At 61.8% G+C, this 15,127-nt stretch carries 18 protein-coding genes; 13 read left to right on the top strand and 5 right to left on the bottom strand.

Features of this window, described 5'->3' with window-relative positions; all coding sequences use genetic code 11:
* Positions 1-314 precede the first annotated feature (314 nt).
* The 3 genes from IWX62_RS12280 (at position 315) to IWX62_RS12270 (ending at position 1,716) form a co-directional block, all read left to right on the top strand.
* Positions 315-935, top strand: coding sequence for a cysteine hydrolase (locus IWX62_RS12280; protein ID WP_333483396.1), 621 nt, complete (start codon positions 315-317; stop codon positions 933-935).
* A 65-nt stretch (positions 936-1,000) separates the two neighbouring features.
* Positions 1,001-1,375 (top strand): thioredoxin family protein, encoded by a 375-nt coding sequence (locus tag IWX62_RS12275; protein ID WP_196841700.1) that lies wholly within the window; start codon positions 1,001-1,003, stop codon positions 1,373-1,375.
* A 41-nt stretch (positions 1,376-1,416) separates the two neighbouring features.
* Entirely contained in the window at positions 1,417-1,716 is a 300-nt protein-coding gene (locus IWX62_RS12270) for an antibiotic biosynthesis monooxygenase family protein (RefSeq protein WP_196841699.1), read from the top strand.
* Positions 1,717-1,794: 78 nt separating this feature from the next.
* Here IWX62_RS12270 and IWX62_RS12265 read toward each other — a convergent pair whose 3' ends face one another.
* Positions 1,795-2,937, bottom strand: coding sequence for a hypothetical protein (locus tag IWX62_RS12265; RefSeq protein WP_333483395.1), 1,143 nt, complete (start codon positions 2,935-2,937; stop codon positions 1,795-1,797).
* A gap of 385 nt (positions 2,938-3,322) precedes the next feature.
* Positions 3,323-3,982 (bottom strand): class I SAM-dependent methyltransferase, encoded by a 660-nt coding sequence (locus IWX62_RS12260; protein WP_196841697.1) that lies wholly within the window; start codon positions 3,980-3,982, stop codon positions 3,323-3,325.
* A 98-nt stretch (positions 3,983-4,080) separates the two neighbouring features.
* Here IWX62_RS12260 and IWX62_RS12255 point away from each other — a divergent pair, with 98 nt between their 5' ends.
* Positions 4,081-5,508, top strand: coding sequence for a dihydrolipoyl dehydrogenase family protein (locus tag IWX62_RS12255; RefSeq protein ID WP_196841696.1), 1,428 nt, complete (start codon positions 4,081-4,083; stop codon positions 5,506-5,508).
* Positions 5,509-5,530: 22 nt separating this feature from the next.
* Here the strand turns inward: IWX62_RS12255 and IWX62_RS12250 are convergent, their stop codons facing one another.
* Together IWX62_RS12250 and IWX62_RS12245 are read right to left on the bottom strand one after the other, a co-directional pair.
* The gene (locus IWX62_RS12250; RefSeq protein WP_196841695.1) at positions 5,531-6,160 is read right to left on the bottom strand and encodes a CDP-alcohol phosphatidyltransferase family protein; all 630 of its coding nucleotides are present in this window, start codon (positions 6,158-6,160) and stop codon (positions 5,531-5,533) included.
* The gene (locus IWX62_RS12245; protein WP_196841694.1) at positions 6,153-6,770 is read right to left on the bottom strand and encodes a TVP38/TMEM64 family protein; all 618 of its coding nucleotides are present in this window, start codon (positions 6,768-6,770) and stop codon (positions 6,153-6,155) included. Before IWX62_RS12245 ends, IWX62_RS12250 begins: the two co-directional genes overlap by 8 nt.
* Before the next feature lie 157 nt (positions 6,771-6,927).
* On the opposite strand from IWX62_RS12245, the gene IWX62_RS12240 reads away from it, so the two are divergent.
* The 7 genes from IWX62_RS12240 (at position 6,928) to IWX62_RS12210 (ending at position 12,906) form a co-directional block, all read left to right on the top strand.
* Entirely contained in the window at positions 6,928-8,172 is a 1,245-nt protein-coding gene (locus IWX62_RS12240) for an ABC transporter substrate-binding protein (RefSeq protein WP_196841693.1), read from the top strand.
* On the top strand, positions 8,169-9,020 hold the full coding sequence (locus IWX62_RS12235) for an ABC transporter permease subunit (protein ID WP_196841692.1): 852 nt from the start codon (positions 8,169-8,171) through the stop codon (positions 9,018-9,020). The genes IWX62_RS12240 and IWX62_RS12235 overlap by 4 nt, the downstream gene beginning before the upstream one ends.
* Complete coding sequence (locus tag IWX62_RS12230) at positions 9,017-9,844, top strand: ABC transporter permease (protein ID WP_196841691.1); 828 nt, start codon at positions 9,017-9,019, stop codon at positions 9,842-9,844. The genes IWX62_RS12235 and IWX62_RS12230 overlap by 4 nt, the downstream gene beginning before the upstream one ends.
* Positions 9,841-10,893, top strand: coding sequence for an ABC transporter ATP-binding protein (locus IWX62_RS12225; protein ID WP_196841690.1), 1,053 nt, complete (start codon positions 9,841-9,843; stop codon positions 10,891-10,893). Before IWX62_RS12230 ends, IWX62_RS12225 begins: the two co-directional genes overlap by 4 nt.
* A gap of 185 nt (positions 10,894-11,078) precedes the next feature.
* Complete coding sequence (locus IWX62_RS12220) at positions 11,079-11,471, top strand: hypothetical protein (protein ID WP_196841689.1); 393 nt, start codon at positions 11,079-11,081, stop codon at positions 11,469-11,471.
* A gap of 98 nt (positions 11,472-11,569) precedes the next feature.
* Positions 11,570-12,268: a Crp/Fnr family transcriptional regulator gene (locus IWX62_RS12215; protein WP_333483394.1), complete on the top strand. Its 699-nt coding sequence runs from the start codon at positions 11,570-11,572 to the stop codon at positions 12,266-12,268.
* A gap of 95 nt (positions 12,269-12,363) precedes the next feature.
* Positions 12,364-12,906, top strand: a complete 543-nt coding sequence (locus tag IWX62_RS12210; protein ID WP_196841687.1) for a carboxymuconolactone decarboxylase family protein — start codon at positions 12,364-12,366, stop codon at positions 12,904-12,906.
* 45 nt (positions 12,907-12,951) lie between these two features.
* Here the strand turns inward: IWX62_RS12210 and IWX62_RS12205 are convergent, their stop codons facing one another.
* Positions 12,952-13,359, bottom strand: a complete 408-nt coding sequence (locus IWX62_RS12205; protein WP_196841686.1) for a heavy metal-responsive transcriptional regulator — start codon at positions 13,357-13,359, stop codon at positions 12,952-12,954.
* A 53-nt stretch (positions 13,360-13,412) separates the two neighbouring features.
* Between IWX62_RS12205 and IWX62_RS12200 the strand changes: the two genes are divergently transcribed.
* Positions 13,413-13,754 (top strand): thioredoxin family protein, encoded by a 342-nt coding sequence (locus IWX62_RS12200; protein ID WP_196841685.1) that lies wholly within the window; start codon positions 13,413-13,415, stop codon positions 13,752-13,754.
* Between the two features lies 1 nt (position 13,755).
* The gene (locus IWX62_RS12195) at positions 13,756-15,108 is read left to right on the top strand and encodes a dihydrolipoyl dehydrogenase family protein (RefSeq protein WP_196841684.1); all 1,353 of its coding nucleotides are present in this window, start codon (positions 13,756-13,758) and stop codon (positions 15,106-15,108) included.
* Positions 15,109-15,127 lie beyond the last annotated feature (19 nt).

The raw sequence follows: 15,127 nt of genomic DNA, 5'->3' as shown, positions 1-15,127 counted from the left end.
CGGGGCAGTCAAAAAGCACATCGAGACAGGAAGAACACACCAACCGGCAGTGGAACCGGCGCCCACCCCGGCGACCAACGGGAACACCTCAAAACACCCAAATCGGCATCCACCCAACCATCAACACCAAACCCAATCACCCCAAACCGATCACAAATCCCATGAAAAATCCGGGCTAGGCCGTGCCTGAGAACGGTGTCCTGGCTTACAGAACAATGTGCGGTGGCGCCCTAACGTTTAGTTGGAATTCCGTTGGAGGATTCAACACCTATCTGAGGAGAGCCATGCAATTCGACCCGTCCACGACAGCGCTCGTGCTGACCGACCCACAAAACGATTTCCTCAGCCCCGACGGCGTTACCTGGGAGTTGGTCGGCAACAGTGTCCAAGAGAACAACACTGTCCAGCACATCGATCAGCTGCTCGCCGGGTCGAAAGCGGCCGGCTACAAAGTGTTCATTTCACCGCATTATTACTTCCCCCACGACCACCAGTGGGAGTTCGGCGGAACGCTGGAAACGAAGATGCACGAGATCGGCATGTTTGACCGTCCCGGCCCTTTGAACCTGGACGGCTTCGAAGGCTCCGGCGCTGATTGGTTGGAACAGTACAAGCCTTACATCCAAGATGGAAAGACCGTCGTGTGCAGTCCTCATAAGGTGTACGGTCCCGAACAGAACGACCTGGTACTGCAATTGCGTAAACGCGGGATCAGCAAGGTGATCCTCGCAGGAATGTCCGCGAACCTTTGCATCGAAAGTCACCTGCGGGAACTGTTGGAGCAGGGCTTCGACGTGGCTGTGGTCTCTGACGCCACGGCGGCAGCGCAACACCCCGAATTGGGAGACGGGTATACCGCCGCCCTGACGAATTTCAACTACATCGCTGGCGCCGTGATGACCACCGATGAGGCACTCGCCGCTATCTCAGCCTGATGCGAGCGATTGCCCTGACCATTTGTCCTTCACAAAATTTCGTTCAGCTCTAAGGAGTGACCCCGATGGCAACCATAGACATCACCAGTACGACCTTCGAATCAGTCCTCGACACCAATGAGATCGTTCTGATCGACTTCTGGGCCGGCTGGTGTGCACCCTGCCGGATGTTCGCCCCCACCTACAGTGCAGCATCCGACAACCACCCGGATAGTGCGTTCGCGAAAGTCGACACGGAAGCCGAACAGACACTTGCCGCCCAGGCGGGGATCAGCTCCATACCCACCTTGATGGCTTTCCGTGACAGGGTGCTGGTCTTCTCCCAACCAGGAGCGATCGACGCGGCAGCCCTGGAAAAAGTCATCTCCGATGTCAAAGCACTCGACATGCAAGCCATCCGTGACGGCCTCGCAACGGACGGATCGCGGGTCGGCAGCTAAGTCATGAGACATACCCGCAACACCACAGACAGGACAGACCCATGATTTACGAGCATGCTCAACTCACCATCCACCCCGACGGGCATAAAGAATTCCGGACCACGTATCCCGCAATTCGGGAGAACCTCCTAGCGGTTCAGGGGTGTCGCTCGGTAGACCTGCACCCCAGCGTCGACCAGCCCGAGGTGTATCTGCTTCGTGTCGGATGGGACTCGCTGAGCGACCACACCGAAGTTTTTCCGCAGACCGAGGAGGGCCGCACCGTATTGGCCCTACTCAAAGCTCACGTCACGTCCGTGGAAATGATCCATTTCGACGGGGACACGGTCAGTCCTCACTAGATGTGTGACAGCGGGTGGTCAACCCACGCCAGTCGGCGTGGGTTGGCCACCCGCTTCTGACCCTCGGTTTTGTGACCCTTAGTTTTTGACTCGCAGGGGAAGCATGATGCGTAGTTCCCGGTTTTCGGCGGGGTCCAGGACTGAGTGTTGGGTGCAGGCTGGCACGAGCTGGCCCGTCTGAGGGTGAGCCATGGTGTACATGCATGCTCCGAGTCGTTCCTGGGCTTCGCGGACAGCGGGGTCGTCGCTGACTTCCCCTTGCTCCATGAGCGCCCACGCCGGCGCGACGACCTCGGAGTCCATGAAATTATGCACAACGAAGGTCTTGACGCTGAGATTCTTGCTCCGCCATGCACGCCACACCGCCCGGATTCCTCCAGCCCGCCTGATGATGCGCCGACCGAGCCCGGCGAGGACAGCCACGTCGCCAGGGTGAGAAAATGCAGCACGCAGGACACGCACGACGAGGAATGATCGCGGTTGGCCCCCGAAAAACATGCCGCCGTGGTGGTCGAGCAGCCGGTCGCGGGCGGCAATATCGGCCGGGTCCGCCGGGTCGATCGCAACCGCAAAAGTGCCTCCCGCTGATACTCCCGTCGTATAGCGATTACATCGTGGGTCGCCGAACTGGGTGCCCTGCCAGGGAAGCTTCTGGCCGGCGCCCGTTTCAATCTGCTCCCACACGTCGTCGATGCTGACCTCGTCGAAGTCCTCTTTCCAGCGCCGGTCGTCCCCCATGAAGGCAGCAGGCTGGAAAGAGAGCATGTTGTAGGGCATCGGCAGCACCGATGCGGTGACCTCAGCCACCTCACCGAGGTTCGACGGCGTCACGGTCATGTTGTGGGCGAGGTAAAAGTCGACCCCATAATCCCGGCGGAGATCAGTAAACATTTCCGTGAACTTCAGCCGGAACGGTTCCAGTTCGGCTTCGCTGCGTGGCCGGACCGCTCCTCGCCGGCCCCTCATCAAAGAATCAAAATGAGCGGCGAAGGACACCCGATCGAACCGCGGTTTCCCATCCGGACCGAGGACCACCGCCAGGAGGTAGGCGTAGTCAAAGTCACCGTGGGTCATGGACATCGGTTCGCGGCCGTTGGCTCGCATCGCGTGCAGCGCTGCGGCGTGGTCGTCAGGATCCAGGAGGCTCACCTCACCACCGATGAGCTGCGCGTGGGCGCGGGGACCGCGGACACTGCGAAGGTACTCCATCTGCCGGGTCACTTCGCGGAGGGTGTGCGCCCCGTCCACGCGGACCTGGTTAGCCTCCGCCGAGTGGTAGCAGGGCGAACAGGTCAGATTACATTTCGGGAAAACCCCATGAGTGCCTTCGCATCCGACAGCTCCCCTGCCCAGCAACTGGTTAGGGGTCTTGACATGGTCAGGGAGCGCAGCCCAGCGAGCCTGCATCGTGGCCCGGGACTCCGGGTGTACGGGGCGGGTACGTAATTCCAGTTCCGCCAGGAAATCCAGGACCACAAGCTACATCCTTCACCTAATCAATCACTCCACTGTGCTGAGTGTGTGTCCTGCCCACCCCGCGCCGGAACTTGAGCGCCGTTCCAGCGTCGCATCGCAATGACATCACCCTACGCCCCGGCGGAGGTGATTAGGTGCCTGCCCTGCGCGTTCCGGCACGAATTTGCAGGTGTCCGCCGCGGGCGGAGGCTGCTTTGACGTCGACGCAGTCACGCTTCACAGCGGTCCAGGGGTGCGCGTTGATGTCGGATCCGCCAAGCCAGCATGCCGCCTTGGCCAAAGGCGTCAGGACAGTAGCCAGGCCAACAGGTTTTTGCATGTCCACCACACAGAGGGACCCTTCCGGTGTGGCGAGTGAGACCATGTTGGCCCACGCGGTTTCCCAGTCCGCCATCAGCGACAGGGCGTAGGTGGCCAGGACGGCGTCAGAGCGTGCCCGGCCGCCCTCGGCTGCGATCCGGGATCCGATCTCGGCTGGTGAGAGAGCGGTTGCGTCGGCCTGGATCAGGATGATGTTGGTCCAGCCGTTGCGCTCTGCCCGCCGTCGGGCCTGAACAAGCATCTCCGGGCTCCGGTCGATGCCGACAATGGTGCCACCCTGGGTGACCTGGGCCTGGAGGAGGCTGAAGTTCAGCCCGGTACCGCAGCCGACGTCGAGCACCTGGGCCCCGGGGCGTTGGCGGAGCAAGCTGATGCCGATATTGCGACCCGCGTGATAGACCGGGTATTCGCCGGACATCGCGTCGTAGAACCGTGCGAAGGTGCTGTATTTATCGGCGATCGGGATCACTCCGTGGCAAGTCGTGGCTCCGCGCGCCGGCGGAGTCGGTGGTGACCTCAGCCTAGGCTAAGAGGGTATCGGACCGGCACAGTGAAGAGGGCACCCTGGTGGAAGACAGCATCGAAGTAGCTGATTTGTTGGTCATCGGCGGCGGGACCGCGGGCATCGTGGGGGCGAAAACCGCTGCCCGTCTCGGTGCACGGACGGTCTTGGTGGAATATGCCCGCACCGGTGGGGACTGTCTCTGGACTGGTTGCGTACCGTCCAAAACGCTCCTGTCCGCCGGACACTCAGCCTCAGAGCGGTCTCCTTCAAACAGCAGCACTGACTACGCGGCAGTCCGCCAACGCGTCTCAGCTGCCATCACGACGATCGCACCAGAAGATTCCCCCGCAGCCCTCGAAGCGACAGGCGTGACGGTCATCTCAGGCAAAGCACGCTTTACCGGTCCGGGTGAAGCTGATGTTGGCGGCAAGACGATACGTTTTCGGCAGGCGCTGATCGCTACCGGCAGCGCTCCAACCCTTCCGCATATTCCTGGACTGGATGACGCACAACGGGTCGTGACGTCGGAGACCATCTGGGATCTGGAAACCCTTCCGGAACGCCTGGTCGTGATTGGCGGTGGCCCGATTGCGTGTGAGTTGGGTCAGGCTTTTGCCCGGCTCGGCTCGCAGGTGGTGATCCTTGCACGCTCGGAGATCCTGCCCAAGGAGGACCGGGACGCAGCGGTCCTGGTCCGCGAGAGTCTGCGGTCCGACGGGGTGCAGGTCATCGAGAACGCCGCCGTGGACCGGATCAGCAACGACGACACCGGCGCCATGGTCCATACCAGCGACGGCCAAGAATTCGCGGCGGACGTCGTCCTCGCCGCGACGGGTAGGAAAGCCAGAACGCAGGGGCTGGGCCTTGATCTGGTCGGCGTGGACTGCGACGAATCCGGTCAGGTGGGGGTCGATGCAGCGATGCGCTCATCGAACCCAGCCATCTGGGCAGCCGGCGACGTCACACCCTACCCGGAGTTCACTCACCTCGCGGGTGTGCACGCCAGCACCGCTGCTTCTAACGCGGTCCTCGGTCTCCGCCGGAAGGTCAGTGAGGTCATGCCGCGGGTCACCTTCACTTCGCCTGAGGTCGCTGCCGTCGGCGTCACCGAGGCCAGCACCAAGACTCAGACAACATCGACGATCCAGCACGCGCACACCGATCGGGCGATTACTGAAGAGCAGACCGCAGGGTTCACGAGGATTATTATCGGAAAGGGTGGCCGTATTCTGGGTGGGACGATTGTCGGTCCGAGGGCCGGAGAGTCTCTGGCCGAGCTCACTCTTGCTGTGGATCAGGGGTTGAGCACCCGGGCCCTGGCAGGTGTCACGCACCCCTATCCGACGTACAACGATGCGTTGTGGAATGCGGCGATAGCCCATGCGCGGTCAGGGTTGGAATCGCCGGCGGCGAAGATTGCGGTCAAAGCCCTTGCTGGTTTTAGCCGGTGGCGAACCGACCGGCTGAATCGTCACAGGAACACTCAGTAGCAGCAGTACTTTGTGGGTTGTCTCAGGCCAGGGCTCGGTAGCCGGCGACAATCCGTTGTGCTGCGCTGATCAAGACCAGGCCCGCCCACACCAGAGCTATCTGCCAGGCCGCGGCGGGGAAGAGCAGCCACAGACTATGGACCAAGACGGTCTCCGCGCCTTCTGCGAGTCCGCCGAGGAAGGATAGCGACCGGCCGTCGTCGATCTGGCGGCCATTCTTTTCAGCAATAGAGGAGAACGCCAGAAACACGCTGCCGTTGATGTAGTAGGCGAAGAGCACCAGCAGGAACGGTAGCCACGGGGCTCCGAATTGTGCCGTTACGCCGACTGCCACGCCGATGACTGTTGCGCCATACACGACGAAATCGGCGGAGATGTCCCAGAACCCGCCCTGGCCGGCGTCGTGAGTGGACCCTGGCTGCGCGGCTCGTCGCCGGGCCAGCGGTCCATCAATACCGTCCGCGACCCGGCACAGCACCCAGGCGATGAGGGCAGGGAACCACCATTGGGCTGCCGCGAATCCCGCAGAGGCTAGCCCAAGCAGCAGATTCAGACCGGTCAACCGGTTCGGGCTGAGCCAGGGCACATCCAGGGCAGCTGCCGCCCGGTTCAACAGGGGCGCCAGGAGAGGCCGTAACCGGGTATCAAACATCAGCGCTCCTTGTTGTCCGACGTGCACGGACGGCGAGAATAACTCCGATGAGGGTCAATCCGCCCAGCACCGCCAGTGCTAGTTGGGCTGGCCAGCCCAGTTCGAAACCAAACGCTCCCAGTGCCAGGAAGCTCGCCGTTCCGGGCAGGATCCCGATCATCGTTCCAAAAAAGTAGGGCCACCATCCGAGCGCTGTCAGTCCGGCAGAGTAGTTGATCGCGGTGAAGGGCAGCACCGGGATCAGCCGGACCCCGATGACTGCCGCGAAGCCGCGTTTGGCCAGGAGTGCATCAACTTTGGCGATGCGGGTGCCGGTGAGTTTTTCGACCGCGTCCCTGCCCAGCGCACGCCCCAACCAGAACGCGGCGGACGCCCCAATCATCGCGGCACAATAGACGATCACCAGTCCCGGCACGAAACCGAACAAGATGCCGGCCGCGATGGAGAGGATGTTCTTCGGGAGCGGGGCAAGGGTCAGGGCTGCGTACCCGGCGATGAATCCCACCGGCCCCCACCAGCCGGCGCGGTCTACCAGGTCGCGCATCTCGTTCACGGACGGGATCGGTACGAAAAGGACAACGATGGTCGCCCCGATAATGACGGTAACCAAGATGATGAGTCTGCGGATCGGCGTTACAGGCCGGGGGTGGCCGTGCAAGTGTTCTCGCCGCATAGTTTTCCGCAATCCGCTGATCAGGTGCCGGTTCGGGCGTCGGCCCGCTATCGAGGATACTTGAAGCTGCAGCCCCACCGTCGAAGGATCCCCTGTGCACCCATCTTTCAGCCCGTCAATTCGACGATGGTTTCTGCCTGCTGCGGCCATTGCGCTAGTACTGACAGGTTGCTCAGGTGTCAGTGTTGAGCCCGCCGAGGATTTTGATTCCTTCGATGAGGTTCTCGACGCAGCCGATGGTCAGACCGTGGATCTGTGGATGTTCGGCGGGGACGCTAAAGGTAACGCCTACGTGGATGACATTCTTGCCCCCGCGGCACAGGAGCAGGGCGTCACCTTGCGCCGCGTCCCCATCGCCGACACCCCCGACGCGCTGAACCGGGTACTGAGCGAACTTCAAGCCGGCCGAAGCGACGGGTCGGTGGACCTGATCTGGGCCAACGGCTCCACTTTCAGCACCGGCAAACAAGCCGAAGCGTGGCAGTGCGGGTGGACTGATCTGCTCCCGAACATGCAGTACATCGCCCCCGAGGATCCCCTGCTGCTCAATGACTTCGGCACCCCGGTGGACGGCTGCGAAGCTCCCTGGCATAAAGCCCAGTTCACGTTTTTCTACAACTCCGACACCATCACCGACCCGCCCACCTCGCTGCAGGGCATCCTCGACTGGGCCCAGGCCAATCCAGGCAGGTTCACCTACCCGGGGCCACCGGACTTCACCGGCAGCGTCTTCCTGCGCGAGGTCATGCTCAGCACCGCTGGCGGCGCCGACGAGGTGCCCCTCCCCTACTCCGACGAAGCGTTTTCCGAGCACGCGCCCGCGGCGCTACAAACACTCAACGAGCTTGCGACGTCGCTCTGGCGAGAAGGCGCCACCTACCCGCGGGACGAACAGGCACTGAACACTCTTTTCGCCGACGGCGAAGTGGATATCGCCATGACCTACGGCCCGGCCACCCTGACCGACCTCGTCGAATCAGGCGCGCTACCGCCGGCAACTAAAGTTCTCACCCTGGAGGAAGGGACGGTCGGCAATGCGAGCTTCCTCGCGTTACCGGTAAACGCCGCAGACGCCGCAGGGGCGATGGTGGTCGCCAACATTGCACTGTCCCCCGATCAGCAGGCCGCGAAGGCAGATCCGCGCACGTGGGGGCAGTTCACCGTCCTCGACACGGATCTCCTCACCCCAACGCAGCAAAACCTCTTCGACCAGCTAGCAGCATCGCCGATCGTCCCGGACTACGAAGAAGTCTCCCGCAATGCCCACGGTGAGCTGGGTTCAGCATGGGTGCCCGCCCTGAACGAGGCATGGCGGCAAGACATCGCCTCAGCCCCATGACCGGTCGGCAGGCGTCGACCACGGGTCGCGCTGCCCTCCTTGCCCTACCGGCGGTTATTCCGATTGTCGCCGTCGTGGGAGTCTCGTTGACCGCCGCGGGACTGCAAAGTGTTGGACTGATGCCATTTATCGGTCCGCCCCAGTTCAGCGCGGACGCCTGGACCAGCGACACTGGGGAGCTCATCCGTTCGAGCATTACCTCCATCTACATTGCCGCAGTTTCCACGATGCTATCCCTGGTGGTTGGGTTTGTGCTTGCCGCCTATGTGCTTGCCATGCCCAGAATGGGCAAGGTGGTTGAGGCCTTGAGCGCAGCAACGATCCCTATTCCCCATGTGATCGGGGCGGGGGCTATCGGGTTGCTGCTCTCTGACAGCGGGTTCCTGGAACGGCTCCTCGGGATGCCCGATGCCTTCCCCGCACTGGTTTCCGGTCCGTGGTTTGTGGCAGTCATTGCCGAGTACGCGTGGAAAGAGTCCGCATTCGTCGCCCTGGTCGTCCTCGGCAGCATTTCACGCTCCGTCGGAGATCTCTGCGATGCAGCGGCTACACTCGGCGCGTCCGCGGGCCAGCGTATCGTTCGGGTGGTCCTGCCCCTGGCCGTGCCATCGCTGGCGGTCTCCGCCGCCATCGTCTTTATATACACCCTCGGCTCCTATGAAGCCGCCTGGCTACTAGGCCCCACCTCCCCCGAACCGCTTCCGGTCCGAGCCGTGAGGCTGTTCACCTCCGTCGACCTAGCGGCCCGTCCGGAATCTATGGCCACCGCTCTGGTATCCGTAGCTGTGAGCGTAACCGTGATCATGATGGCGGTTCTGGTGCTGCGCCGTCATCGGAGTCTGCGATGATTCCGGTCCTGCAACCAGCGTCACCGTCGATGCGCCGGACCCTCCCCGGGGGCCTGCCCATGCGTGTCATCCTGGGCGGCCTACTCGTAGCGTGGATCGTGGCACCAATGGTGCCAGTACTTTTGTGGTCGATCGCCGGTCAGTGGCGCGCCCCGGCCATCCTGCCGTCGTCGTACTCGTTGCAAGGGTTCGCCGACCTCGCCACCGCAGACACTGCCAGAGCCGCCGTGTCCTCGCTTTCAATCGGGCTGGGAGTCGCGGCGATCGCAACCCCCTTGGGCTACCTGGGAGTACTCGCCGTCCGCGCCCTACCTTCCCTACCTGGCCGCTTCGTTGAGTTTGTTCTGTTGGTCCCGTTAGCTATCCCACCGTTCGCGTTGGTGATGGGGGTGAACGTCGCTCTTCTGCGTCTTTACGTATCACCGACACTAGGGGTGATCCTGGTCCTGGTCGTGACGGCGTTGCCCTACACGGCGTTCATGTTCCGTAGCGCCCTGGCAAGCTACGACCACCGATTCGAGGAGGTCGCCCGCTCACTGGGAGCCTCCCCCGGGCAGGCCGCCCGTCATGTCCGCTATCCCCTGCTGGCCAGCGCAGCCGCCCGCGCCTTTTTCCTGGCCTTCCTCGTCGCCTGGAGCGACTACATCACGACCGTGCTCATCGGCGGAGGACAACTACGCACCCTGCCTCTACTGCTGGGATCAGCCGCATCGACGACGGGAAACGAACAACTCACCGCAGCACTCTCGGTGGCCATCATCGTGCCCCCGCTGATCCTGCTCGCAGGACTCACCCTGCTCACGGCAAGGAAAAGACGACAATGAGCTCCCGCCTCGAATTCAACACCATCTCCCGCTCCTACGGCAACGCTGAGGTACTGCATCAGATCTCGTTGACCGTTCAGCCATCAGGCTGTGTAGCACTGCTGGGCGCCTCCGGCAGCGGGAAATCGACCCTCCTGCGGATTGCCGCAGGACTGGATGAACCGTCATCGGGTGAGGTGCTCGTTGATGGGGAGAACCTTGCTTGTGTCCCATCGGAGCAGCGTGGCGTTGCCCTGGTGTTCCAGAAGCCGTTGCTTTTTCCGCACCTGAGTGTGGTGGATAACGTGGCGTTCTCCGCCAAAATGTCGGGACAATCCCGTAAAGCGTCCCGGGAGCATGCCATGGCGTACCTGGAACTGGTGAAGTTGGCAGACCTTGCGCACCGATCCCCGGGCAGACTCTCCGGCGGGCAGGAGCAGCGCGTCGCGCTGGCCCGCGCGCTAGCGAGGACCCCTCGCATCCTCCTGCTCGATGAACCGTTCAGTTCCCTGGATTCCAGGCTTCGGGACGATATGTACTCGCTGATGGATGATATTCGTACCGAAGTCGCTCCGACGATTGTTCTGGTGACCCACGACCGTCGGGAGGCGTCAATCGTCGCCGATTCGATCGCGGTTCTGGATAGCGGGCGGATCCTGCAGCACGGTCCCGTTGCCCAATTGCACTATCAACCGGCGACGTTGGCGGTCAATAGGATTCTGGGAGGCCTCAACGCGGTGCCGGGCAGGCTGGTTGAAGGCGTCCATCACTCGGCGCTGGGCCGTTTCCCCGTGCAGCCAGGGCTCGGGGACGGTTCAGCGTTCCTCACCGTACGACAGGAAGCCATCCGAATTGTCGCACCAGTCGACGGGTCAGCAAAGGGATCAGTGACCGGGTTGAAGTCGTTGGGCGCCCACACGCTGGTCCAGGTCGCCTGCGACGGACCAAACCAACCCAGCGGGCCCACCGCCGTGCTCACCATCGAGGTCCCGGGTGACCCCGACATACGGATAGGTCAGGACGTCGGCTTAGAACTCGTCAACACCACCGGGTGGGCCGTCACCCGGTAGCAGCCGGGCACACGATTCACTCGCCCTAGGCCCACTGTGTCCTAGATTGCAGAACTCTCCGTGCTGCCCTGTCTATCGTCTGTAGGTACCAACGATAGGAAGGCAAGGACATGAGTTCAGCACATAGCGAGACGCGGGGGAAGAGATTCGCGACTGACCCAGGCACGTCCATGAGAAACCGTGTCATGGCCGGGGTCGTAGGCGGCCTAGCCGGCGGGGTCGTTTTCGGGGTCCTGATGGCCATGATGGGCATGCTGGGCATGATTGCCTCACTGGTTGGCTCAAGCTCGGCGATCGTCGGCCTATTGGTACACCTGGTGATTTCGGTTCTGATCGGCCTCGCGCTGACGATACCCGGTGCTGGAGTGCTAAGAAAGGGCCTGTTCATCAGCGCCGTCGTGGGCCTTGTCTATGGCATGCTGTGGTGGGTTCTTGGTCCGCTGCTGATCATGCCGACCATAATGGGCATGCCCCTCTTCACCCTCGACGCGGGATCCGGTGCCTCACTGATGGGGCACGCGGTGTATGGCCTTATTCTGGGACTGGTGGCAACCCTCATAATCCGACGTGGCCGGTGACCACGCCGGGTCTGAACGCCGCCTGCTCCACCACTATAATGTCCGCGGCTAGCAAACCTACGACGCTTTGGGCACCACACGAACGGGAGAAAGAACCTTTGGCCGAAACCGGCGAGCCCTTCAGCTGCCTCTACGCTGTGGAGCTTTTCGCTGACCTCACAGCCGAGGACATGGACACTCTCGACAGGATGGCCCCGCCACGGCTCTTTCACAGCGGTGAACTCATCTTCAGCCAAAGTCAGCCCATCAAGGCCCTATTTATCCTCAAAGCAGGGCGGATCCGGATTTTCAGGGTTGCCGAGGACGGGAAAACCCTCACCATTGCAATCCTCGAACCCGGCGCGGTGTTCGGTGAGATGCTGCTCGTGGGTCTGCAAATGTACGACAACTATGCCGAAGCGCTGGAAACATCAACCGTATGCCAGCTCAGCGCCGCGGACGTCGAAAACCATTTCCTCTCCAACCCGAAAATGGCGGTCAAGATCTCCCGCCTGCTCGGCGAGCAAGTCGCCAGGTTGGAAGAACGTCTCACCGACATGGCTCTGCGCCCCCTTTCAGCCCGCACCGCCGCGACCCTTCTCACGCTTGCCGATGCGGCTCCCCGCAGTAGGTTCACGCACTCCGTGGCCGTGAAACTCACCCATGAACAACTCGCCGGGCTGCTCGGCGCAACGCGTGAGGCCACCAGTAAGACCATGTCGGACTTCGCCGCCAAGAAACTGATCAAACAAGGCCGCGGCCGGATCATCATCGAGGACGCCGTAGGACTGCGCCGCACCTCACGCACCACCTTCTAACCCCGGTCAGCCCCCTCAACGTGCGCATGGTTGCCGTGCCCGCGAAAGCCTGCCCCCAAAATTTCCCTGTAGTCCCAACAAATGAAGGAATACCGATGACTCGCGTTACCGTCCACACTCCCGAGACCGCTCCCGAAGACAGCCGCGCCGAACTCACTGCCCTCGGCAAACAGTTCGGGAAAGTCCTCAATATCCACGGCGCCATGGCCCACTCCCCCGTTGTCCTGCAGTCATACGTCGCCCTCCAGCAGGTCATCGGCGACTACGGTACCTTCGACGCGCGCACCAGAGAAGCCATTGCTCTGGTAGTCGGCAACGTCGACGAGTGCACTTACTGCCAGTCCGCGCACACCATGGGCGCCAAAGCCGCCGGACTCACCGAGGACCAGACCATCGCGATCCGCAACGGCAAAATCGACTTCGACGACAAACTCGCGACACTGCTTGAGCTGACCCGTCAGGCCACAGCGAACAAGGGATCCGTGAAGGACGCCGACTGGCAAACCGCCCTGGACGCCGGATGGTCAGACACCGAGCTTACGGAGCTCTCCACCCACGTGGCCCTGAACTTGTTTACTAACTACTTCAACCACCTCGTTGAGACCGACCTCGACGTCCCAGCCGCACCAGGTCTCTAACCCCCACAAACCCATGTAGGCCCTGCCGTCCGTTCGCGGCGGGGTCTACATGTTCTTCAACGGTGTGATGATGTGGCAAATCTCGGTGTCGGAGCAATCAGCAGGGTCAAGAGCCCGACTTGAATCGATCAGATCTTTAAGCTCCGCCGATAACGCGTCGAGTTCGCGTCGGCGAACCTGGACATCGGCGAGCTTTTGTTCCAGGAGTGCCGAAACATGGGCACATGGAGCCTCACCAACGTCGCGGAGACGTAGCGTGCTCGAAATTTCGGCCAACGTCAGACCGGCCGCCTGGGCCGACCGGATGAACCGCAACCGGCCCACTATCTCAGGGTCATAACTGCGGTAGCCATTCGACGTACGCAGAGGATCCGGCAGAAGACCCTCACGCTCATAGAACCGGATGGTCTGACTATCAACGCCCGCACGCGCCCCAAATTCCCCAATACGCATCCCCCAGTCTAACACTTGACCTTGTAGTCGACTATAAGGTTTACAGTCGGAGCATGAAGATCACCCTGCAGTATTTCGAGGGCTGCCCTAACTGGACCCTCGCCTACGAACGACTCATCGCTTTAGCCGGGGACCGGCCCGACATCGTCCTCACCCGTCAAATAATCGACACCGCTGAGGAAGCCGAACGAACTGGTTTTCACGGTTCGCCGAGCATCCTGATCGATGACATCGACCCCTTCGCGGGTCCTGGCGCACCAGTCGGTTTGGCGTGCCGCCGATACCTTACCCCGGAGGGGCCAGCCGGAGCTCCGACCCTCGACCAGCTCAGGGCAGCACTACCTCCCGCTACAACCACGACAACGACTCCGCTTTCAGACAAGAAAGAGGTATGAGATGGCTACCAATGTCGACCTTCTGGTCATCGGTGCCGGGATGGCTGGAATCGCCGCCGCGACGAAATGCGCGTCGAATGGGTGGAATGTTGCGATCGTGGACTCCCTACCCTACGGCGGAACCTGCGCCTTACGCGGGTGCGATCCAAAGAAGATCCTCAGGCGTGGCGCCGAATTGATCGAAGCCGCCCGGCTCATGAGCGGTAAAGGCGTGAACCCCGGCACCATGTCCATCAACTGGCAGGAACTGATGGATCACAAACACGGATTCACCGAACCAATCCCCAGGACCATGGAGGAAGACCTGCGTTCACACGGGGTACAGACCCTCCACGGGACGGCGACCTTCACCAGTCCAACCACGGTCAACATCGCCGGAGCATCATACGAAGCTCCGAAAATCCTCGTCGCCACCGGAGCAGCACCCCGGCCTCTGGGCTTCCCCGGAGCCGAGCATCTCATCGATAGCACTGACTTCCTCAACCTTCAGAAACTGCCACCCCGGATCGTTTTCCTTGGCGGAGGTTTCATCTCCTTCGAATTCGCCCATATCGCCGCCCGAGCCGGAAGCTCCACCCTCATCCTCGATCGCGGGACCCGCCCACTGAAGAACTTCGACCCGGACCTCGTTGACCTCCTCATAGCGCGCGGCACAGCATCAGGTGTCATAGTTCAGGCCAACACGGACATCACAGGCATCGCTAGGTCAGACAACGGATTCCACCTACACCTCAATCACGGTGGAAAGTCGTCAACGATTGAAGCCGACCTCGTCGTGCACGGCGCGGGCCGGACCCCAGACCTATCCCGGCTGAACCTCGAAGCAGGCAACGTCGCCTATGGGCCCAAAGGAGTCCAGGTCGCCGGCCACCTTCAGAGCACCACCAATCCCGCCGTCTACGCAGCCGGTGACTCAGCTGACACTCCAGGTATGCCGTTGACCCCGGTCGCAGTGTTCGAAGCCAAAGTCGCAGCATCGAACATGCTCAAATCGACCAGCGCGATACCGGATTACACTGCCATTCCGACGACGGTCTTCACCATTCCCGAGCTGGTTCGCCTCGGCGTGCTCGAAAAAGAGGTTGAAGCGAACGGTCTGGACATAGATGTGCGCTACACCGATACCAGCCGCTGGTACACGAACTACCGCACAGGGGAAACCAGCGGCGCAGCGAAAATCCTGATTGACAAGTCAACCGATCAGATCGTCGGCGCTCATCTCTTCGGCACCGGATACGCCGAACTAGCGAACACCATCAGCGTGGCCATGAAACACGGCCTCACCACCGGCCAGCTGAAGTCAACAACAGCGACCTACCCATCAGTCGGATCAGATCTAGGATCGCTCCTCTAAACGCCCGGAACAGCTATGC

It is taken from the genome of Arthrobacter sp. CAN_A1, from assembly GCF_015751665.1.
Lineage (GTDB): Bacteria > Actinomycetota > Actinomycetes > Actinomycetales > Micrococcaceae > Arthrobacter_D.
The sequence above is the reverse complement of the archived record's forward strand: the minus strand, read 5'-3'. Positions and strand labels throughout refer to the sequence as shown.